The organism is Stieleria magnilauensis (genome assembly GCA_007753675.1).
In the GTDB taxonomy this organism is placed as follows: domain Bacteria; phylum Planctomycetota; class Planctomycetia; order Pirellulales; family Pirellulaceae; genus Stieleria; species Stieleria magnilauensis.
Map to the genome: position 1 here is coordinate 578,405 of CP036432.1, position 21,850 is coordinate 600,254.

Below are 21,850 nucleotides of genomic sequence, written 5' to 3' on the forward strand. Positions count from 1 at the left end.
CACTCCGGAAAAATTGATGAGGCCGGGAAGATTTCGTTCCCCGGCGCAGAATCCCAGAGCCTAAGCCCCAACACCCCGAATGGCAACGGGAGAGAGAGAAGTTCCATTCCCTCTCTTAAAACTGCAACACTCCGCCTATACTCCCTCGGCCGGGCATGGCTTGCCCGTTACTAACGCTAGATTCCCCACCCTTACGGCGTCCTGATGTCGGATTACAACCTGACCCACCTGAAACAACTGGAAGCGGAGAGCATTCATATTTTCCGTGAGGTGGCTGCAGAATTTCAAAATCCCGTGATGCTTTACAGCGTCGGCAAAGACTCTGCAGTGCTGCTCCACTTGGCTCTGAAGGCCTTCGCTCCGGCGAAACCTCCATTTCCCTTGCTGCACGTGGACACGACGTGGAAGTTCAAGGAAATGTACGAGTTCCGGGACAACTATGTCGCCAAGGAACTGGGGCTGGATCTGATCGTGTACATCAACGAAGAAGGCTTGAAGCTCGACATCAAGCCGTGGGAGGACAGCGAGCGTCACACCGAGATCATGAAGACCGATGCCCTCAAGGCCGCTCTGGATCAATACGGGTTTGACGCCGCCTTCGGTGGGGCGCGTCGCGACGAAGAAAAATCGCGGGCCAAAGAGCGGGTTTTCAGCTTTCGCGATAAGGGGCACCGCTGGGACCCCAAGAATCAACGCCCCGAGCTTTGGAACGTCTACAACGCACGCGTCAACAAGGGTGAGTCGATCCGCGTGTTCCCAATGAGCAACTGGACGGAACTGGACGTGTGGCAATATATCCATCTGGAGAACATCCCGATTGTGCCACTTTACCTGTCGACCAAACGCAAGGTCGTTGAGCGGGACGGGATTCTGATCATGCGCAATGACGACCGCATGCCGCTGTTGGAAGGCGAAGTCGAAGAGGAAAAGATGGTGCGGTTCCGAACGTTGGGCTGCTATCCGCTGTCTGGGGCGGTCGAATCCGAAGCGACCGACTTGGTGGACGTCATCCAGGAAATGTTGTTGACGACGACCAGCGAGCGACAGGGACGTGTGATCGACAAAGACGAAGGCGGGGTCGGCATGCAAAAGAAAAAAGAACGGGGCTATTTCTAGCCCTCGGTCACCGCCTTGTTCCACCGGTCCGTTCCCCAACGCCTCGACCGCGTCACTCCCTCAACACCTTTCACCAGCAACCATGTCTCACCAGTCTGACCTCATCGCAACCGACATCAACGCCTATCTCAAGCAACATGAGAACAAGCAACTGTTGCGGTTCATCACGTGCGGCAGCGTGGACGACGGCAAGAGCACGCTGATCGGACGCTTGCTGTACGATTCCAAGTTGGTTTACGAAGACGAATTGGCCAAGGTCCAATCGGATTCCGCCAAACAGGGTTCGACCGGCGGAAACTTTGACCCGTCGCTGTTCATGGACGGGTTGAAGGAAGAGCGAGAACAAGGCATCACGATCGATGTCGCCTATCGATACTTCAGCACCGCGAAGCGAAAGTTCATCATCGCCGACACCCCCGGCCATGAACAATACACGCGAAACATGGCGACCGGCGCCTCGACCGCGGATCTGGCCATCCTGATGATCGATGCCCGTCACGGCGTGCTGACGCAAACCCGACGGCATTCGTTTATCGTCTCCCTGCTCGGGATTCGTCACGTCGTCGTGGCCATCAACAAGATGGACTTGATCGAGTTTTCCGAAGAAAAATACGAAGCGATTTGCGACGACTACCGGTCCTTCGCCACCCGTCTGGATCTGCCCGACCTGCACTTCATTCCGATCAGCGCGCTCAACGGTGACAACGTCGTCGATCGCAGCGAATTGATGCCCTGGTACACCGGCACGACGCTGATGGGTTTCCTGGAATCGGTTTACATCGGCAGCGATCGCAACCTGCAGGATTTCCGATTCCCCGTCCAATTGGTCAACCGTCCCAACCTGGATTTCCGCGGCTTCTGCGGAACGATTGCCTCGGGGATCATTCGTCCCGGCGAAGAGATCATGGTGTTGCCGAGCAAGCGAACCTCCAAAGTCAAATCGATCGTGACCTACGAGGGTGAACTCGAGGAAGCCTACGCACCGCTGGCGGTCACGCTGACCCTGGAAGACGAAATCGATGCCTCGCGCGGAGACATGATCGTTCGTCCGGGAAACCTTCCCAAGTCGCGAGATTCGATCCAGGCCATGCTGGTTTGGATGGGCGAAGAGCCGATGGTGCCCGGCAAGACGTACCTGTTTAAACACACCACGCAAACCGTTCCCGGAACGATCGACACGCTCAACTATCGAGTCGACGTCAACACGTTGCACCGCAGTCCCGCCCCCGAATTGGAACTCAACGCCATCGGCCGCGTCGGTATTTCGCTGTCCGCCCCGATCCATTTTGATGCCTATCGCCGCAACCGTTCCACCGGTGCGTTCATCGTGATCGACCGGATCACCAACGCGACCGTCGCCGCCGGGATGATTCTGGATAAATCGGGTGACGGTGGGGCGAAATCGGTTTGGGACGAAGAGGAATCCGGCGATCGAGACGACAACGCACCGGTCTCCGCGGTCACCGCCGAAGAACGCGCCGCCCGGTTCGGCCAACAACCGGCCACGGTGCTGCTGACCGGATTGACCGGGTCGGGCAAGACCGCGATCGGCCAAGCCCTGGAACGCAAGCTGTTCGACAGTGGTCGGGCCGTATCGGTCATCGACGGTGAGCACGTCCGCAAGGGCCTGTCACGGGACCTCGGTTTTAGCGCCAACGATCGCAGTGAAAACCTTCGTCGCAGCGCACACTTGGCACACACGCTGAACGAGGCGGGGATGATTTGCATCGCCTGCTTCGTCGCGCCCAGCGAGGAGGTTCGCCAGAAAGTGGCCCGCGTGATCGGTGAAGACCGCTTCTTGGTCGTGCATGTGGCGACGCCGGTGGAAGTCTGTCGCCAGCGTGACGAGAAAGGCCAGTACGCCCAAGCCGACGCCGGTCAATTGCTGAATTTCCCCGGCGTCACGGCCCCCTACGACGCTCCGCCCAACCCCGATGTCACCCTTGATGCGTCCCAACAGACCATCGACGAGTGCGTCACCCAAATCATCGAAGCGCTACGGCAAAAAAAGATCATCAAATAAGTGGCGTAAGCTTCCAGCTTGCGATCCCCCGCCTCAACAAGTGGCGTACGCTTCCAGCTTGCGTCCCCCGGCAGGCATCATGCCTGCCCCACGGCAAACCCTCGTGCCGTTAAGATCGAGTGTTCCAATCGATTGAACACACGCCGAGGAGTCTCGATGATCGATCGCTATCCCACTGTCTTACGCTCAGCCCTTTGCGGTTTACTTTTGGTCTTCGCCGCCGACCGGCTCGTTGCCGCACCGCCTGATTTGGACGACCCGGCAACGCAGCAGCGAATTCGTTCGCTCGTTCAACCGTATCTCGATTCCGAGCAAGTCGTCGGTCTTTCGTTGGGGCTGATCGCGGGGGATTCCTCCGCGACGTTTCATTTTGGCAAAACATCCCATCGCGGTGAAACGCCGACCGATCAAACGGTTTATGAAATCGGCTCGGTCTCGAAAGTCTTTACGGGAATCCTGCTCGCCGACGCGGTCGTCCAAGACAAGGTCAAGCTGGACCAGGACGCCGCCGACCTGTTGCCCGCTGGTGCCAGGATGCCCGATTCAAACGGCAAGAAAATCACGCTGTTGGATCTTTCGATCCATCGGTCGGGACTGCCGCGATTGCCGAGCAACATGAAAAACGTCGGCGGTGAAAACCCCTACGCCGATTACACCTCCCAGCTCGCCCTCGAATTCTTGAGCGACTATTCGTTGACCCGCGATCCGGGCGACGAGATGGAGTACTCGAACTTTGCGGTTTCGTTTCTCGGTTATCTCCTCTGTCACCAAGCCGGCAAATCGTACGACCAACTGTTGTCCGAACGGATCGCCAAACCGCTGGGCATGACCAGCACCACGGTGACCGGCGATGCCGAAGTCCTCAAGCGTCTGGTGATCGGCCACAGCACTCCCGGAAAGCCGCATTCGACGTGGGAGTTTGCCGACATGCCCGGTGCCGGCGGGATCCGCAGCACCGTCGCGGACATGCTGCGGTTTGCCAAGTCGAATCTCGATCCGCCGGAAGATGACTTGGGGAAAACGCTTCAGCTTGCTTGGAAACAGCACCGCGGCGGTGACGCCAAGGACTTTGCGATGGGGCTCGGTTGGCACATCGCCCGAGACGGATCGACGCGGTGGCACAACGGACAAACCGGTGGATACCATGCAATGTTGTTCGTCAACCGCCAGGTTCCCGCGGCGGTCGTGTTATTGACCAACACGGCAACCATGGAAGTCGACGTGCTGGCCGAAGACTTGATCCGCATGTTGGCAGGTGCGGCCGTCGAGCCCCGAACGTTTCAATCGACGATCGACGTGCCGATCGCAAAGATGAAACGATGCGAAGGCCGTTACCTAATCGCCCCCGGAGCCGTGTTCGACGTCAGCATTGTGAAAGACCGATTGATGGTGCAATTGACCGGCCAGCCCGCGTTTGAAGTCTTTCCCAAATCCGAAACGGAATGGTTTTACAAGGTCGTCCGGGCCACGCTGACGTTTAAAGACGAACAGAACGGGCAATTTAAAGCGCTGGAGCTGTTTCAAAACGGCATCCGCGTCTCCGCCACGCGGATCGCACCGGCCGAGGCCGAGTAACCGATCCGCCGATTGACGCCAACCCGCTGTCGCCAAACGAATCGCAGTTATTCTGTCAGCGGTTTGACGTGCCAGATTTCATCGGCGTACTGCTGAATCGTTCGGTCGCTGGAGAACCATCCGCTGTTGGCGGCATTGAGAATGCTCATCCGGTCCCATTGATCGGGCTTTTGGTAGGTTTCCGCGACGCGTTCTTGTGCGTCGATGAAGCTGCGCAGGTCGGCGATGGTCAGCCATTGGTCGTGCGGGTTTCTCAGGCCCGAGGTCAATTCGCCGAAGACACCGGGTTCGGAGCCGTGGAAATGACCACCTTCGAGCAATTCCATCACGCGGGCGATCGCGGGATCGGCGGCGATGATCGCATTGGGGTCATAGCTCTTTCGCGCCTCTTGGGCTTCGGCGGCATTGAGTCCGAACAGGAAGAAGTTTTCGGCACCGGCCTTTTCGCGAATCTCAATGTTCGCCCCATCGAGTGTTCCGATCGTCAACGCTCCGTTCATCATGAATTTCATGTTGCCCGTTCCCGACGCTTCTTTGCCGGCGGTGGAGATCTGTTCGCTCAACTCGGTTCCGGGGCAGATGACTTCCATCGCCGAAACGCGATAGTTGGGGAAGAACACCAATCGCAGCAGATCGCGTGCGCGGGGTTCGCTGTTGACGACGCGGGCGACGTTGTTGATCAGTTTGACGATCAGCTTGGCCAAGTGATAGCCCGGCGCCGCCTTGCCTCCGATCAAAACGCATCGCGGCACCATGCCGGCGGTTTCGCCGCGAAGGATGCGGTCGTACAAGTGGATGACGTGCAACACGTTCATCAACTGTCGCTTGTACTCATGGATCCGTTTGACTTGAACGTCGAACAGCATCGAGGGGTCGAAGTCGACGCCGGTGTTCTCCTGGACGTACTTGGCCAATCGCTTTTTGTTGGCGTTCTTGACTGCACGCCAGCGACTGCGGAAGTCGGCGTCATCGGCGAGCGGGGCCAATTCCTTGATCTCTTCCAAATTGGACTCCCAACTTGTGCCGATCGCTTCATTCATCAAGTCGCGCAGTCCCGGGTTGCAGTGGGACAGCCAGCGCCGTTGGGTGACGCCGTTGGTCTTGTTGTTGATTTTGTTCGGCCAGATGCGATCAAAATCGGCGAACAATCCGCTCTTGAGCAAATCGGTGTGCAGCTGTGCGACGCCGTTGACCGAAAAGCTGCCGACGATCGACAGGTACGCCATTCGAATGTGCGGCGTGTGGCCTTCTTCGACTAGCGAGACACGTTTCAGCAAATCGGGCTCGTTGGGGAATTTCTTGGCCACCTCGGCGAGGAAACGCTCGTTGATTTCAAAAATGATTTCCAGGACACGCGGCAGCAACTGTCCGAACAGGCTGACCGACCAGCGCTCGAGCGCTTCGGGCAACAGGGTGTGATTGGTGTAGGCCATGCACTGCGTCGTGATCGCCCAAGCCTGGTCCCATTCCAATTCATGTTCATCCATCAGCAGCCGCATCAACTCGGGGACGGCGCAGGCGGGGTGCGTGTCATTGAGTTGGAAGCAGTTCTTTTGACCGAACTCGCTGAAATCCTCGCCGTGCCGCTCGACCCAGTTGGCCAAGACGTCTTGCAGGCTGGCCGAGACCAGGAAGTACTGTTGTTTCAGACGCAGCTCTTTTCCGTTCTCGCTGGCGTCGTTGGGATACAGCACCATCGAGATTTGTTCGGCATTGTTTTTTTGCGCGACCGATTCGGGATAACTGCCGGCGTTGAACTCATTCAGATCAAACGCGTCGGTCGCCGTCGCCTTCCAGAGGCGGAGTGTATTGACGGTGCCGTTTCGGAAACCGGGGATGGGCATGTCGTAGGGGATCGCCAAGATGTCATGCGATTCCACCCAGCGGCTGTGTGGTTTTCCCTGTTCGTCGACGTAGCGTTCGGTTCGGCCGTACAATCGGATCCGTTTGGTGTCCTCGGGTCGCTCGATCTCCCAGGGGTTTCCGTCGCGCAGCCAGTGGTCGGGGGCTTCGACTTGGCGGCCGTTTTCGATCAGCTGATGGAACATCCCGTATTCATAGCGAATCCCGTATCCGGAGACCGGCAGCTGCAGATTGGCGCAGCTATCGAGAAAACAGGCCGCGAGCCGTCCGAGACCGCCGTTGCCCAACCCGGCATCGTGTTCCTTGTCGATGACCTCTTCCAATTCGACGCCGAAACGATGCAACGCTTTACGCATCGCCTCGTCCAGGTCCATGTTTTGGATCGCGTTGTTGAGCGACCGTCCGAGCAGAAACTCGAGTGACAAATAGTTGACGTGGCGCGTGTCACTGGCCGCGAGCAATTCGCGGGTGCGGCGCCAGTCGCGGCTGATGCGATCTCGGATCGTGATGGCCGCCGCGCGATAGCAATAACCGGGATCTGAGTCGATGTCGTCACGTCCCAGAGTGAACAGCAGGTGTCGGCGCAACTCGTGTGAGAGCGAGCCGAGGAGCACATCGTCGGTTTCGGGGGACGGTGAGACAGCAGAATCAAGGGTTTTTTGCATCGGTAGAATCGAGGGGCTATTGGGAACCGAGTCAAGTTTCAGAGGGACAAGGGCACGCTCGAGCACCTTGTCATAAGGTGCAAACGGTCGAGAAACAAGCGGGAGGTCTGTCAGGTCGCACAGCGGCGAAATGACCGCCCTCACATGGAGAAAGGGGGGCGTGCGGTCAGTCGCCTCGTCCGAGGACGAGACGCAATCATCTTTCCTAATCGGCAAGGTCGCCGCGGGTCGCGAGGCAAAGCGACGGGATTCTGCCTTCGCCACACGCCACAAGCCGCATCATCGGTCCTACGCCCGCAATCGCTACACGCGACACGTTCGGTCGCCCTGTCGGCCGAAGCGGCAATCGGGGGGGCTGCGAGACCGCTTGGTCAATCACGCTGCCCGGCCGGGACCGTGGCTTCCAAAGCGACACGGCCCCGAAGCGGGGCGCGGGGGGCGTGTGTGTTGCCACGATCCCGGCGGTGTCGTAGCAGTGGAGGCCCGTCCGTTGTCCCGCATTCTGGTTGAATTGCCCGGACCGAATGGGCCGCTACCTCAGGGGCAAGACAAGTTTTTCAGCCACCTCTATCCAAGGCGATCAATCCATGAAGCAAAATCGACGAACCGTACTCGCCACTGCCGCCAGCGCCGCGGTCGCGTTGGCCGCTGCGCCAGAGCGTGTGTTTGGCACCGCGCCATACGGATTCGTCAAACAGCAACGCACGCTCAGGGTCTTGGGCACGCACGTGACGCTTCAGCAGCCCATCCGCGAGCAAGCGGAAAAGGATTTGGGGATCAAACTGCACTTCCAGCCGGGGGGCAGCGCCTCGGTCCTGCATCAGGCATCGACGCGTCCGGAGTCGTTCGATCTGTACGAACAGTGGTCCAACAGTATCCGCGTGCTCTGGCAAGCCGGCTCGATCCAGCCCCTGGATCTCTCGCGGCTGGAGTATTGGGACGAGATCAACAGTCTGACGAAGACGGGAAAGCTGACACCTTACGGACGAATCGGCGCCGGCGACGCCCCCAACAAACTGCTGTACGTTCAACGCGATGGATCGTTGGCGGCCCAAGAAACCAAACAGATCAGCTTTCTGCCCTACGTCCACAATGTCGACTCCTTCGCCTATGACGCGTCGGTGGTCCCACGTGGCGTGGCGTACAAGACGGAAAGTTGGAGTTGGTTGTTGGATCCTCGTTGGGCCGGCCGTGTCGCGTTGTGCAACGAGCCGACGATCGGGCTGTTTGACATCGCCTTGGCGGCCCAATCCAAGGGGCTGATCGAATTCGACGACATCGGCAACCTTTCCAAAGCGGAGATCACCGCGCTGTTTCGAATCCTGGTCGACCTGCGCCGCCAGGGACACTTTCGTGGCGTTTGGAATAGCGTGCCCCGCTCGGTCGAACTGATGCGTGGCGGCGAAGCGGTGATCGAAAGCATGTTCTCGCCCGGCGTCTCTGCCCTCCGCGCCGAGCACATCGATTGCGTTTACGCGGCACCCAAGGAAGGCTATCGAGCATGGCACGGCGTGATGTGCCTGTCCGCAGCCGCTTCGTCCACCGCAAAAGACGCGGCGTACGAGTACATGAATTGGTGGCTGTCCGGTTGGCCGGGTGCGTTCATCGCGCGGCAGGGCTACTACATCTCCAATCCCCAGCGGTCCCGTCGCGAAATGACCGCGCCGGAGTGGGACTATTGGTACGCCGGCAAACCCGCCACCTCTGATCTGAAGGGCACCGACGGACGCGTCGTCGTTCGCCGTGGCGAAGCCCGCACCGGGGGATCCTACGAACGACGTTTCAGCAATGTCGCCGTCTGGAACACCGTGATGAAAAACTATGAATCCACGTTGAGCGCTTGGAACGAGTTTCTGACCGCGAACTAAAGCCCACCTACGTCACTTTCGACACCCTTTCGAGAATGTTTCAGCTGTCGCTAAAACGAAAGATCTATCTCGGCTTCGGCATCATCTTGATGCTGGTGTTCGGCAATGCGCTGGCGGTCTATATCGGATCCAAACGGATCACGAACGAAACCAACCGGATGAGCGAGGTCGAAGCGGTCAACGCCGTCGTGCTCGGCTTGGATCGCGATGTTCAAGAGCTGCGGTTGCGGGCCGACCGCTTTGTCTTTTCCGGCCGTCAATCACAGTCCGACGCCGCCAAGGAGATCTTTGAGCGGCTCCGCGCTAACATCGAAACGGCAACGAAGCAGCAGACGGATCCCGAATTGGTGACGCTGTTCGAACAGATCAACTCACGCGTGACGGAGTACGCAGAACATTTTGATTCCGTCATCGTCGAACGAAAAATCCGGCAAGACCTGGTCGAACAGCAGTTGCCGGCATTGGCCAAACGGATCGAAGATTGCACGTCGCGATTGTCCGATCAGTTGCCCGGACTCGGGGTCGATGATCAAAACCGTTTGGCATTGGTGCGGTCCCAATCCGCCTTTTCCCGAGCGGAAAAGTTTCTGTTGAAGTATTTCGAAAATCCCGACGGTGAATTGGTCGCCGCGTCGATCGAAGCGATCAACAACGCCGTCTCTCAACTCGATCAAATTCAAGTTGACGGGGGACAAGTCGAAGAGATCATTCAGGCGATTCGGGACTATGAAGGCGTCGGACTGCGGGCCGTGCAAGCGACACGCAGTTATCTGTTTCTTCGCAACGTGGTCATCGCCGGTGAGGAGTCGGAGGTGTCGTACTATTCGGCGCAACTGCGTTCTCAAGCCGAAGCTCGCCGTGAGTTCATCGCCTCGCAGTTGGCGGCCACCACGTATCGTGTCCGGCTACTCTCCTTGGGCATCGTCGTGACCGCCGTCGGATTGTCGTTGTTGATCGCTACCCGATTGGCGCTGCTGATCGTCACTCCCATTTCCGATCTGACCAAGACGTTCGAGCGACTGTCCAGTGGTGAGGTGTTGGCAGATGTGCCGGGGACCGAAAGGACCGACGAGATCGGAAAAATGGCCACGGCGGCCCGCATCTTTAGTGACCAAAACCTGCGGACCCGAGAACTGTTGCAGCAGTCCCAGGCACTCGGACGTGAACTCCGTGAAAAAGCCTCGCAGCTGCAGGCGACCAACGAAGAACTCGACAGCTTTGCCTACGTGGCCTCGCACGACTTGCGTTCACCGCTGCGCGGGATCAAACACCTGGCCCAGTGGATCGAAGAGGATGTTCGCGACGACCTGTCCAGTGACGGCGAAGTCTATCTGGACAATCTGAAAGTCAGGGTCGGCAAACTGGAAGTCCTGCTGGAGGACCTGTTAGATTTTTCACGCGTCGGCAGAATCAATCCGCCTTCAGAAATCGTCGAAGTTCGATCGGTGCTTGAAAACATTGTCGACATGGTCAGCAATCCGCAATCGATTGAAGTCAAGTGGCCGGATGATCTGCCGGTGTTCGAAACCGTTCGACCGCCGCTCGAACAGGTGTTCATGAATCTGGTCGGCAACGCGATCAAGCACAACGACAAGGGCGCCCAGGGCTGCGTCGAGGTGACGTGGGCAGACGGCGACCATCAGTTTCGATTCTCCGTCCGCGACAACGGCCCCGGAATCGAAGCGACCAACTTCGATCGTATCTTTCAGATGTATCAGCGAGTCGGCAATCCCACGGTGGAAGGCAGCGGAATGGGGCTGGCGATCGTCAAGAAGCAAGTCGAATACTTCGGCGGCACGATTGAAGTGGAATCAGAACTCGGCCGCGGAACCACCTTTCATTTTTCCTGGCCTCGCGAGCTAGCGGCAACGTCCCCTGAAGCCTTCTGTGGAGCATCGATATGAGCAATGGCACGCCGACAATTTTGGTCGTCGAAGACGACTTCGTCGATCTGGAAATCATCCGACGGGGAGTGGCAAAACGTGGTTTGCAGGCCGACATCCTTAACGCGACCGATGGCGCCGCGGCGCTCCAGTTGTTGCGTTCGGACCGCTTGACGCCGGAGCAACGCGGTCAGCTGGTCGTGTTGCTGGACATCAACATGCCGGGAATGAACGGGCATCAGTTTCTGGACGAAATCCGAGCCGACGAAACGCTTCGCCATACTGTCATTTTCATCCTCACCACCTCGGATCACCCGCGCGACGTGACGCGGGCCTACGAACGGAATGTTGCCGGATACTTTGTGAAGTCGAACCTGGGGGGGCTGTTGGAAACGCTCTCCTCGTATCTCAATCACGTCAAATTTCCTCCCGTGGCAATGTTACAAACCAGCTGATTGTCGGTGTTCCTTCAACTCAGCTGAACAAACCTGCATCCCGCGCCCCGGCGATCTACGTATTAATTGAAGCAATCGCAAGCCTCGGTCACCCCTGCCGGCATCCCTCCCAAAACGTGCCATCGGTGATTCGCACACCCGGCCTGTCCTGATTGCCCTCCACTGGCTCCCGCCCCTCCAATCCCCCACCTGGAGAACCACAATGTCAAGCCTGATCAGCAAGCCATCCCGACCACGCAAACGCCCCTTACAACAGGCAGTGCAAGCCCGCTTGGCCAAGCGGAAAGCGAACGGGAATGACGGAGGGTGGAGCGATCCGTCCAAGGCGACTCGGACACCACGGATCCTGTGCATCGACGATGACCCCGAGATTTGTCGCACGTTGGAAATGCGTCTGAGTGACTACCAGGCGGAAGTCCTGGTCGCCTATTTCGGAACGCAAGGGTTTTGGGAAGCGATCACCGATCATCCCGATCTGATTCTGATGGATGTCTCGATGCCCAGTGGAGACGGACGCTTTGTGTTGGAATCATTGCGAAACAACCAGGCGACCGAGGGGATTCCCGTGATTGTTTTGACGGGCATGCGTGACCCCGATTTGCAAGCTGAGATGCTGGCGTTGGGGGCAGACAGCTTTCTCAATAAACCGATTCATTTCGATGTGTTGCTCAGTGAAATGCAATCCTTCGTCGAACTATCAAAACGCACCGAGTAGCCCGCCGCGTCTTGGTGAACTGCCACGCCGTCGCGAACCGCTCGGACGCGACGGAAACGGGGTGGGGCCGGAAACGCACAACCGCGAACGAGAGAGTCATGGTAATCGCAGAACAAAAGACGCAGTTAAGAATCCTATTGATCGAAGATGATTGCGTTGATGGCGAGTCAGTCACGCGATCGCTGAACAAGGCGTTTCCCAATTGCGGCGTCCGGCGTGTGCGATGCTTGGGGGATGCAACCTCCGCGGTTGCTGCGTCTGAATTTGATGTGGTGCTCGCCGATTTGTCGCTGCCGGACAGCCGTGGACTGGAGTCCGTCGTCACCATGGTGCAGGCCTGTCCCCAAAACCCTTTGATCGTTCTGACCGGGCACGCCGACGACGAGCTCTCGATCACGGCGATCGCCGAAGGGGCACAAGATTATCTGGTCAAGGGACGCATCAGCCCGGAATTGCTGCAGCGTTCGATTCGTTATGCCATTCAACGGCATGCGATGTTGCGACACAACGACCATCTCTTGGAAACACTGCGCCAGCGTGATCTGCTGCTGCAAAACAAGAATCAGAAACTCGAAAAGGCCTGTAAGACGGCACAGAAGTTCGTCGACAATGTTTCGCACGAGTTCCGCACACCTCTGACGGTGATCATGGAATATGCCTCGCTGCTTGCCGATGGCATCGCCGGGCCGGTCAGCGAAGAGCAGGCAAAGTTGCTCGGGGTGATCGACGATCGGGCCAGCGATCTGAACAACATGGTCGACGACATGCTGGACGTCAGCAAGTTGGAATCGGGCTTGCTGGGGGCGTCGCGTTCACCGTGCACCGTGGCCGACATCATTGATCATGTGCTGCCGGCGATCCGACGCAAAGCGATCGTTCGCGAGGTTCATCTGGATGTTGAAATTGATGAGAACTTGCCGGACGTGTTTTGTGACCCCGCCAAGGTCGGTCGGGTCATCGTCAATCTGGCCATCAACGCGATCAAGTTCACTCGCAATCCCGGCCGCGTTTGTATTTCCGCGCGACAGCATGGTGAAAACGACATCTCCATCGCCGTCTCGGACAACGGCGTCGGCATTCCCGCAGACCGTCAACGCGAGATCTTTCAGCGGTTTGCACAGGTCAAGACGGAGATCCGCGACAGCACCAAGGGGTTTGGATTGGGGTTGAACATCGCTCAGGAGTTGGTGGATCTGAATTTCGGCAAGATGGATGTCGAAAGCACCGAAGGCGAGGGCAGTTCCTTCAGTTTTACGCTGCCGATCAACTGCCCCGTTGAAGTCACGCGGCGCTTCACCAGCCGTCTGGCGGCGGGACAAGAAGGGACCGGCGAGGTTTCCGCGATCGCGATCGCGATCGAAGACGACACCAACGAATCGGTGATGCGTGACGTCGAACGCTTCCTGGTTCACCTGTTGCGACAAAACGATTTGATCTTCGCACTGCCCAATCGGCAATGGTTGCTGTTGGTGTCCGTGCCCTCCATCGCGATGGACGATTTTCTGACGCGATTGAACAAGGAACGTGTGCAGATCAACCGCAATCGTCCGCGTGGCCCGCTGCCCGAATTTCAAGTCCGAGTCGAAGGCACCTGGAACGTCGCAGAGCGGGCAGAGGACATCGTTCAGATGGTCGATCAACAACTCGGTGAAGAGAATTACTGTGTCGCATGACTCCAAGATTGTAGTGATTGATGATGATCGGGGAATCGTTCTCGGTGTGCAGATGCGTTTGGCGCACGCGGGATACGAGGTGCACGTCGCCTACGACGGTGCCGAAGGGCTGGAACTGATCCGGTCGGAGAACCCCGATCTGGTGTTGCTCGATGTGCAGATGCCAAACCTGGACGGGTTGGCGGTGTTGAAGACGCTTCAGGATGACCCCGACACCGTCACGCCGCCGGTGATCATGCTGTCGGCCAGCCTGCAGGATCGGCAGACAGCCCTCGATGCCGGTGCCCACTACTTCTTGACCAAGCCCTATCGCAGCAGCGATCTGTTGGACGCCGTGACGTCCGTGTTCAGCGTGCCGGCCGGAACGGGCTGAGACCATGAGCAACCGCCCCTTTTTATCTGTCCAAGGTCCTCGGGCTTTCGACACACCAGCCGACCGATGGAGAATCAAATGAGTCAGAAACAAATCCTAATCGCCGATGACGATCAAGACCTGCTGGAACTACTCAGCGTCCGTTGCAAACAATTGGGCTTGGATGTGATCACGTCCGGCGACGCCATGGATGCACTGGCCAACGCCGACTACTACGCGCCGCAGATCGCGCTGTTGGATGTTCGCATGCCGGGAGGAAACGGCGTCAGCGTTTCGGAGATGATGGCCACAGACGAACGCTTGAGCCAAACGTCGGTGATTGTGATGACCGGTGATCCGAATGAAAAGATTCAGCAGCGTTGTCACGAAATGCGGGCACATCTGGTCAAGAAGGACCAACAGATCTGGACTCGGCTGGAACCCCTCTTGAAATCGTTACTGGAAGAAGAGACCGAGCACCACGCGACACCATTGGTTGCGTTTTCCGACGCCCAACAGACACCCGAGGCCGAGGACAATCAATCGCTGTTGTCGATGCTGGAGGATTGGGGATGGCTGGATGACGATTCACAGCCGACTGCTAGCGACGAAGAAGCGGTCGCCGGTGGCACGCCCTGGGTGTTGGCGATCGACGATGACCCCGATTTTTCGATCGGGCTGCAAAAGCGATTGCTCAGCGTCGGCGTGCAATTGGTGCGGGCCTATCGGGGCATGGACGGCTATCGCAGCGCCTTTCAAAGCCGCCCCGAAGCGATCTTGCTGGACTATCAAATGCCGGACGGAAATGGCGAGTACATCCTGCGTCGTTTGAAGGAATCTTCGGCCACCGACTCGGTACCCGTCATCGTGGTGACCGGTATGCGTGACGCGTCGCTGAAGCGTCGAATGCTCGCCGGCGGAGCAAGCGACTTTCTGACCAAACCGGTTTCCTGGGGCCAATTGAAGCGGTCACTGGTTCAATACACCGACCTCGACCTTCGCACACGCATCGTCCCCGAGGCAATGGCCTGCTCGGCCGAGTAGCGGGCGATCCATCGCCCCGCGGAGTTAGTCTCAGTGGGTGCGGAGCCGCGGAAACCCTCCCCTCGCTGCGCTCGACCCTCCCAGGGGCATTGGAATTTACACATCTTTTGCATGTCAGATCTGTTCGGAGTGGATGGCTTCGGCCAACGGCCGTTTACATCCATAGCCTTGGGAATCGCCCAAGGTCCGCTTTGGGCAAAAAGGGACTGTGTAGATACCAACGCCCGGGGCGACAGTGACGAAAATCCTTTAGGATCAGCGACTTAAAAAACTGCACGACCTCCAAACGGGAGGGGGCCTGCTTAACTTGATGCGTATGCCCGCCGGATTCTATGCGATCGCTCTGCCGGCGACGCGCTGGCCTCGTATTTGGGATTCACGCCCCGTGGTCGTCGATCAATCGATCGTTGCCGTTGATCGATCGTCTTGCACGATCTGTTGATACGCCGCATCGATTTCCTTGATGGGACTTTGCAAGCTCCAGATGCCGCGGGTTTGGATGCCGATGTCAAAGGCCGGATTGGCAGCACGCACTTCGGTCAATCGTGCGATGTCATCGGTTGCCTTCTTCAAGCGTGCGTCGACATTGGGGAAAATCGAACTGGTCGCCAGCCACCACTGTGCATCGGAGGCTTGAATGAGCAGTTCGTGGTTTTCGGTCAGGAAGGTCAACAACAGTTCGCTGTCGCGTTTTTCCGCCGGCGTGCATTGATCGTTCAGGTGGAACGAGAGAAGTTGGACGTACTGCATCGGTGCGGATTGCAGTTCCAGCCAACGCGGAAAGATCTGACCGCTGCCCACGACCGGAAGGCTGAACCAGAAAATCGATCCCATGCCGGGTTCGGATTCGACGTGCAGTTCGCCGAGATTGAGTCGGCAGAAACGGGCGGCGATGGACAAGCCCAGTCCCAACAGTTTGTCATCGGGATCAGTCGTCAGCCCCGGTCTGGCGAAGCGGGCGGCGAGTTGATCACGCTGTCGGGGTTGGATGCCGATCCCATCGTCGTTGACCCCGATTCGAATGTGTTGATCGGGTTCATCGTAACGAACCCAAATCCGTACGTTCCCCGAATCGCTGCAGGCATTGATGGCGTTGACGGCCAGGCAGACCAGGACACGACAGACCTTTTGGCCGTCGCAGTACGCGATCGGGGTTTCGATTTGCGATTGAATTTCCAAATTCACGTTCCGCATCGCGGCTCGTTGCTCAATCGTTTCACGAACCGAGTCAATGATCTCTCGGACGTCACAGGGCCGGCGACAGATGTCGAGCAATCCCGAATCGAGTTTGCTCGAATCGAGCAAGTCATCCAATTTGTTGTTCACGTCGTCGGCTCGAATCAATGCTTTTTCCAACATTGCGGCCTGTTCCAGATTGATCCGGCCGGCCAATCCCTCGCGGACGATCGAGACGTGTTCTTTGATGACGGTCAATGGATTGCGGATGTCGTGCGAGGCTTTGGCCAAGAATTCGTGCGCCGTTTGGTGCATTCGTTCCAATTTCCGGTTGTCCTGCTCCCTCAATTCGGCTTGTTCGCGCAGCAGCCGATGGCTGGCTTGCAGTTCCTCGGTGACCCGGCTCATTTCATTGATAGACTGTTGCCGCTGGACGGCATGTTCGATCGCTTTACGTGTCCAGCTGCTGTTGGCGAGGCCTTTGGGCAGAAAGTCTTGTGCACCGGCATGAAGGATTTCCCACTCGACCGCTTCATCGTCTAGCCCGGTCAGGACCAGAATCGGGACATCATCACACTTCGCTTTCAATCGCGTGACGGTTTCCAGGCCACTTGAGTCGGGCAGGCTCAGGTCGGTCAGAATGACGTCAAAGTAGCGGAGGTCCAGTTCTTGAAGGGCTGCGCCCAGCGATGTCGCATGTGAGAGCGAGATTCGCTTTCGTCCGTGACGCAAGTTTTTCGAGACTTGCAAGAAATCGAGATCATTGTCCTCGACGACAAGCACGCTGAGCACCGAGTCTGAATCCGCCGCGGAGGGGTGCGGCGAATTCGACATCTTTCCCAAGGGCACGACGGGTTCCACCCTGTCAAAGGGGGGACGGTCGGGCAGCTGAGGGGAATGCGAATTGATCATGCAGCGGTCTTGGTCGAATGAATGGATGGGCCAAAGACGGGGAAGGATCAGCTGGCCGCGTGTTCGATTGCCGCCGTGCATCAAGGCGATGAACGCTGCTCATGGAGGAGTCTGTCCATCTCAAAACTGTAAGCCTCAAACAACAGGGTGCAAAACGAAACCGCGGATGCTATTTTAGCTTCTCGTAATATTAGACTTTCACAGATGGCTGTTTCCCCTCAGCTGCGGGTTTGTCCTCGTCACTCTGGGGTACATTCAGTCTCGCCCCCTGTCCTACCAAGGCTCCCCTGAGATGAGTGTTTGTAAACGATCGAAATGTGCGGGCGAAAAGATCCCGGTTGAAACGTCGTCTCGGTTCGCCCGGGCGGCAGTTTCGCTCAGGCTGGTGGTCGCGTTTGTGTCGGTTACCTTGGTCGGACTCACATCGGCGTTTGCCCAAGACGCGACCGTGGTGGCCGAGCAGAGTGTCAAACCCGGGATCAACGATGAGTTTGTCGACCCCGAGTTAGATGTCAGTAAATGGATGGGGCGATTCGAAGTCGAAAGCCGCGAAGTCTATGCGGGGCGTCAGGATGTGTTGGAGGCTTGCGACATCAAACCGGGGCAAAGCGTCGCCGACATTGGTGCCGGTACCGGTTTCTACAGCCGTCTGTTCGCCGACGCCGTGGGGAAAAATGGCTGGGTCTTTTCCGTCGACATCTCACCTCGTTTCCTGGAACACATCAATACGAAGGCGCGCGAAGACAACGTGCACAATCTGACCGGTGTGCTCTGCTCGGACCGTTCGGTCAATCTGCCACCGAACTCGATTGATGTCGCGTTCATCTGTGACACCTACCATCACTTTGAGTATCCGCATCTGACGGTGGAGTCGATTTACAAAGCGATCAAGCCGGGCGGGGCCTTGATCGTCATCGACTTTGATCGGATTCCCGGAAAGTCGCGAGAATTCATCCTCGGTCATGTCCGCGCCGGCAAGGACGTGTTTCGCAGCGAGATCGAAAAGGGCGGATTCGAATTTGTCGATGAAGTCCAGGTGCCGGCATTCGAGGAAAACTATCTGTTGCGTTTTCGCAAGCCGGCGGCATCCTGAACCGAGATCGTTATCGCAAGAATTCCAACAGTCCCAACGAATTCAGATTTGCGGTGACGGCATAGGTGTATTGTAACAGCGTCTGTGAGTTCTCCAGACGCAGCACCGCATCGGGAAAGTCGGTGGCTTGAATTTCGCCGATATTCGATTCGACCGAAAGCATCAAATCATCGACGCGGAACTCCATCGTCTGCATCGTTTGCAACGAAGTCGACTGCTCGCCCATCACGCTGAACACTTTACTGGCCGCTTGGTCCAGTTCTGTCAGACGCCGGTTGAGTGCTTTGCCGTACTCGGCCGAACTCAGCTCCCTGCTGTTGCGAAGGTCCGCGGCGGTGGCGTGAAGGATTTGGAACAGATTGGACGTTCCGGGGAATTCCAGTGAATCGTCGCCGGTCGACCGGATGTTGCTCGAGTCGATGGTGACGAATCGCCCGCTATCGACGTCGGAAACGAGTTGGCTGGAACTGAAGTCGATGGGAATGGTCGATGCACCGTCGTCGACGCTCAAGGTTCCGGTCGATGTGATATCGACGGTCCCGTTGAAACCGGCCGCGATGCTGGTGGTGTCCAAATAGACCTCTTGGCCGTAAAAGCCTGGTACGCGCAAGTTCGTTTCCGTATTGGAAAACGGAACCGGTTCGGCTCCATTGAGGGAGATGGTTCCGGCCGAACCGTCGCCGGATGTATCGACGATCGTCAGTTGATGCGCGCCGGCCGGGCCGAGGATGGTATCGCCTGCCGCGGAGTTGGTTCCGGCGAGCACGCCGGAGCCGCCCGCATAGCTGGTGCTGTCGTGCTGGACTCGCAACGTCGCTCGGCCGATCAGCGTGTCGGTCCCGCCACCATGTTTCGCTCCAGTGGTTCCAACCAGTACGGTCGATTCGCGCCCGGCGCCTCCGAAGATCTTGGACCCGTCATAGTAGGTGTCGATCGAGATCGAGTCACCGATGTGGGTTTGGCTGCGTTGCCGGGAGCCTTGGTAGCTGACTTCCAAAATGCCATTTTCGCGCAGCGGTTCACCGAACGAGAACGGAGGCTGATTGGATCGCGTGCCCCCGTACAGGAAGTTCTCGTTGAACTTGGCCAGTCCGATTTGTTTCGCTTGGGCCAGCAGCGCGTCGATTTCGGTGGCCAGCGCGTTGCGCTCGTCGGAATCGAGTGCTTGGATCCCTTGCTGCACCAGATTCTTGGACAGCGTGATCAATTCGCTGACGTCTTGAAATTGGGAGACACTGGCGTTGAGCGTCGAGGTTGCCCGGCCGATGACGGTCTTGTCGGCTTGCAATTCGACATAGCGGGTTTCCAGCGATCGAACTTGTCGATAGGCGACCGGTTCTTCCGACGGCAGTTCGAACTGCAACCCCGATGTGATCTGCCGCTGGGCGGTCAGCAATCGCGAGCTGTGCAACGAGGTGAAATGGATCGCATTGCGCGTAAACGTTTGCGAGGTGACTCGAGCATCCATCGGATTAGCCTATGATTCTAAACAGTTCGGTGAGCATTTCGTCGGTCGCCTGAATGATTCGGACGGCCGCCTCATACGACTTTTGATATTCCTGCAAATAGACCAATTCTTCGTTCAGATCGACGCCTGATTTCGCGTCTCTCTCGGTTTCCAGCCGCAATTGAAACGTGGTCAAACTGGTGCTCAACGCGGTGTTGGAATTGATCTCGAAACCGATCTCGGTCCCCATTTCACTGGCGAACTGTCCGATCGTGCGACCACCGGGCATCAACGCGGTGTCATCAATGGCGATGAAGTGAGCGAGATTGCTGGTGTCGGCGGCTTCGCCGGATCGGCCCGTCGCGATTCGGTCGGGATTGGTGGCGACGGACGCGTCGACTCGGATCGAGTGGGCATCGGTTCCGCTGAAGAAGGCGTTGATGCCCAGCGCGGCCAGGATTCCCGTCTGATCCGGTTCACCCGTCAAACGCGTCGAGAATTCATCGCCATCGTTCATCGTGCCGGCGCTGAAGGCGATTTCGACACCGTCGTCGAGTTCGATCGCCGAACCCGCCTCGTATCCGTCGCCGACATTCACGCGAGTCAGCAACGCACCGCTGGACGAATAGATGTTGGCGAACAGCGATGCGGCGCTACCCACTTGTCCGGTGCCCTCGATCTGGACCGTCAACGTTTCGTTGGTGTCGGCGGTGTAGGTGCCCGAGACGGTCGCGACGCTGGTGCCGGTAAACAGCGACAGGTCGGGATTGGTTTCTACGCCGCCGGCGAAATTGAATTCCAGGTCCGCACCCGTCGTGATTTGAAACTGGTTGCTGACCGCCCGGATCGATGCGGTGATGCCCAAGATTCCGGTCAATTGCGACGCCACGTCCTCGAGCGTGTCCACGTCGGGATCGATGGAAATGACGTGGGTTTGTCGATCTCCGTTGGCATCGATCACGGACAGGGTGAGTTCGCCGGCGGTCAAGTCCCCCTCAGGGAACACTTCGGACAAGGGCACATCGGTGTCCGAGACGTTGACATTGCCGACCAGGTTGGTGAATGATCCCGCACTGCCGATCCCCGTCGAATGAACGGTGTTGACGCTCTGGATCAATTGACCCGCGATTTGGTCCAGCTTTTCCTCGAAGGCCGGGATGATCTCGTTGTAGGCTTCCACCAGCGCCGAGAGCCGACCGGTTTCAACCGACAAGGGCCGATCGGAATCGTCCAAGTAGACTTCCAACTGTTCGCCCGCTTCGACGACAGACAATGAACTCGGGTGGCTGCCCTGTTCGATGCTGTGGTGTCCGATGGTCAGATGCAACTGTCCGCCGGGTTGTTCGTTGCGAGAAATGCCGACGACTTCCGCAATCCGGTTCAGCACGGCGTCGCGCTGGTCTAATTCATTGTTCCGCTCGATATCCTGTGCGGAGAACTTAAAAATCTCGAAGCTGACGTCTCTCAATTCTTGCAGGTCACCGTTGAGCAATTCGATTTCGTTTTCGATTTGTAGCCGAACATTGTTCTTCAGTTCGGTCAACTGTTGCGCCGCATCTCGCAGACCGCCGGACAACTGTTTGCCGGTTTCCAGCAAGGCCGATCGTTGAGCGGGCTCGTTCGGGGACGCCGACAAATTCGTGAACTCGGCGAAGAACTGATCGAGTTGTCGTCCGACCGAATTGTCGCCGGTCAACAGTGCCGACTCGATCTTTCGCTCGATGGTCAACAACTGTTCGACGTCGTTGGAATCGGAAATGACGCTGGTCAAGGACGATTCGGTGACCTGATCGCGGATGCGAGTGATCCCTGAGATCGTGACGCCGTTGCCGACACGAAAGCCGCCGGTGTAATTCGGCGGAGTCGATTCCATCGAAAGCCGTCGCCGGTGGTACCCATCGGTGTTGGCGTTGGAAATATTGTTGGAGACCACCTCCAAAGCGAATTGGCTGGTTCGCAGGGCGGACAGGCCGATTGAAAAATTGGGCAT

15 protein-coding genes are annotated in these 21,850 nt (G+C 57.8%); 11 read left to right on the plus strand and 4 right to left on the minus strand.

Annotation, left to right across the window (positions count from 1 at the left end; genetic code table 11):
* Nucleotides 1–204 precede the first annotated feature (204 nt).
* The 3 genes from cysD to TBK1r_RS02165 all read left to right on the plus strand — a co-directional run bounded on the left by cysD (nt 205) and on the right by TBK1r_RS02165 (nt 4,714).
* Nucleotides 205–1,116: a sulfate adenylyltransferase subunit CysD gene (gene cysD / locus TBK1r_RS02155; RefSeq protein WP_145207315.1), complete on the plus strand. Its 912-nt coding sequence runs from the start codon at nt 205–207 to the stop codon at nt 1,114–1,116.
* Nucleotides 1,117–1,198: 82 nt separating this feature from the next.
* Complete coding sequence (gene cysN, locus TBK1r_RS02160) at nt 1,199–3,139, plus strand: sulfate adenylyltransferase subunit CysN (RefSeq protein ID WP_145207316.1); 1,941 nt, start codon at nt 1,199–1,201, stop codon at nt 3,137–3,139.
* Between the two features lie 156 nt (nt 3,140–3,295).
* Nucleotides 3,296–4,714 carry a serine hydrolase gene (locus TBK1r_RS02165; protein WP_145207317.1) on the plus strand — a complete coding sequence of 473 codons (1,419 nt, stop codon included), beginning with the start codon at nt 3,296–3,298 and terminating at the stop codon, nt 4,712–4,714.
* A gap of 47 nt (nt 4,715–4,761) precedes the next feature.
* Here TBK1r_RS02165 and TBK1r_RS02170 read toward each other — a convergent pair whose 3' ends face one another.
* Nucleotides 4,762–7,242, minus strand: a complete 2,481-nt coding sequence (locus TBK1r_RS02170; RefSeq protein ID WP_145207318.1) for a glycogen/starch/alpha-glucan phosphorylase — start codon at nt 7,240–7,242, stop codon at nt 4,762–4,764.
* A 587-nt stretch (nt 7,243–7,829) separates the two neighbouring features.
* Here TBK1r_RS02170 and TBK1r_RS02175 point away from each other — a divergent pair.
* The 7 genes from TBK1r_RS02175 (at nt 7,830) to TBK1r_RS02205 (ending at nt 15,232) form a co-directional block, all read left to right on the plus strand.
* Nucleotides 7,830–9,110 carry an ABC transporter substrate-binding protein gene (locus TBK1r_RS02175; RefSeq protein WP_145207319.1) on the plus strand — a complete coding sequence of 427 codons (1,281 nt, stop codon included), beginning with the start codon at nt 7,830–7,832 and terminating at the stop codon, nt 9,108–9,110.
* Between the two features lie 35 nt (nt 9,111–9,145).
* The gene (locus tag TBK1r_RS02180; protein WP_145207320.1) at nt 9,146–11,014 is read left to right on the plus strand and encodes a sensor histidine kinase; all 1,869 of its coding nucleotides are present in this window, start codon (nt 9,146–9,148) and stop codon (nt 11,012–11,014) included.
* Nucleotides 11,011–11,448 carry a response regulator gene (locus TBK1r_RS02185; protein WP_145207321.1) on the plus strand — a complete coding sequence of 146 codons (438 nt, stop codon included), beginning with the start codon at nt 11,011–11,013 and terminating at the stop codon, nt 11,446–11,448. The genes TBK1r_RS02180 and TBK1r_RS02185 overlap by 4 nt, the downstream gene beginning before the upstream one ends.
* A gap of 202 nt (nt 11,449–11,650) precedes the next feature.
* Complete coding sequence (locus TBK1r_RS02190; protein ID WP_145207322.1) at nt 11,651–12,163, plus strand: response regulator; 513 nt, start codon at nt 11,651–11,653, stop codon at nt 12,161–12,163.
* 98 nt (nt 12,164–12,261) lie between these two features.
* Nucleotides 12,262–13,836 carry a hybrid sensor histidine kinase/response regulator gene (locus tag TBK1r_RS02195; RefSeq protein WP_145207323.1) on the plus strand — a complete coding sequence of 525 codons (1,575 nt, stop codon included), beginning with the start codon at nt 12,262–12,264 and terminating at the stop codon, nt 13,834–13,836.
* Nucleotides 13,826–14,209: a response regulator transcription factor gene (locus TBK1r_RS02200; protein WP_145207324.1), complete on the plus strand. Its 384-nt coding sequence runs from the start codon at nt 13,826–13,828 to the stop codon at nt 14,207–14,209. Before TBK1r_RS02195 ends, TBK1r_RS02200 begins: the two co-directional genes overlap by 11 nt.
* Nucleotides 14,210–14,287: 78 nt before the next feature.
* The gene (locus TBK1r_RS02205) at nt 14,288–15,232 is read left to right on the plus strand and encodes a response regulator (RefSeq protein WP_419580885.1); all 945 of its coding nucleotides are present in this window, start codon (nt 14,288–14,290) and stop codon (nt 15,230–15,232) included.
* A gap of 396 nt (nt 15,233–15,628) precedes the next feature.
* On the opposite strand, the gene TBK1r_RS02210 is transcribed toward TBK1r_RS02205, so the two are convergent.
* Nucleotides 15,629–17,257 carry a hybrid sensor histidine kinase/response regulator gene (locus TBK1r_RS02210; protein ID WP_419580886.1) on the minus strand — a complete coding sequence of 543 codons (1,629 nt, stop codon included), beginning with the start codon at nt 17,255–17,257 and terminating at the stop codon, nt 15,629–15,631.
* A gap of 355 nt (nt 17,258–17,612) precedes the next feature.
* On the opposite strand from TBK1r_RS02210, the gene TBK1r_RS02215 reads away from it, so the two are divergent.
* On the plus strand, nt 17,613–18,413 hold the full coding sequence (locus tag TBK1r_RS02215; protein ID WP_145207327.1) for a class I SAM-dependent methyltransferase: 801 nt from the start codon (nt 17,613–17,615) through the stop codon (nt 18,411–18,413).
* A gap of 10 nt (nt 18,414–18,423) precedes the next feature.
* Here TBK1r_RS02215 and TBK1r_RS02220 read toward each other — a convergent pair whose 3' ends face one another.
* A complete protein-coding gene (locus tag TBK1r_RS02220) occupies nt 18,424–19,881 on the minus strand; it encodes a hypothetical protein (protein WP_145207328.1) in 1,458 nt (485 codons plus the stop codon).
* Nucleotides 19,882–19,885: 4 nt separating this feature from the next.
* The gene (gene flgK, locus TBK1r_RS02225) at nt 19,886–21,850 is read right to left on the minus strand and encodes a flagellar hook-associated protein FlgK (RefSeq protein ID WP_419580887.1); all 1,965 of its coding nucleotides are present in this window, start codon (nt 21,848–21,850) and stop codon (nt 19,886–19,888) included.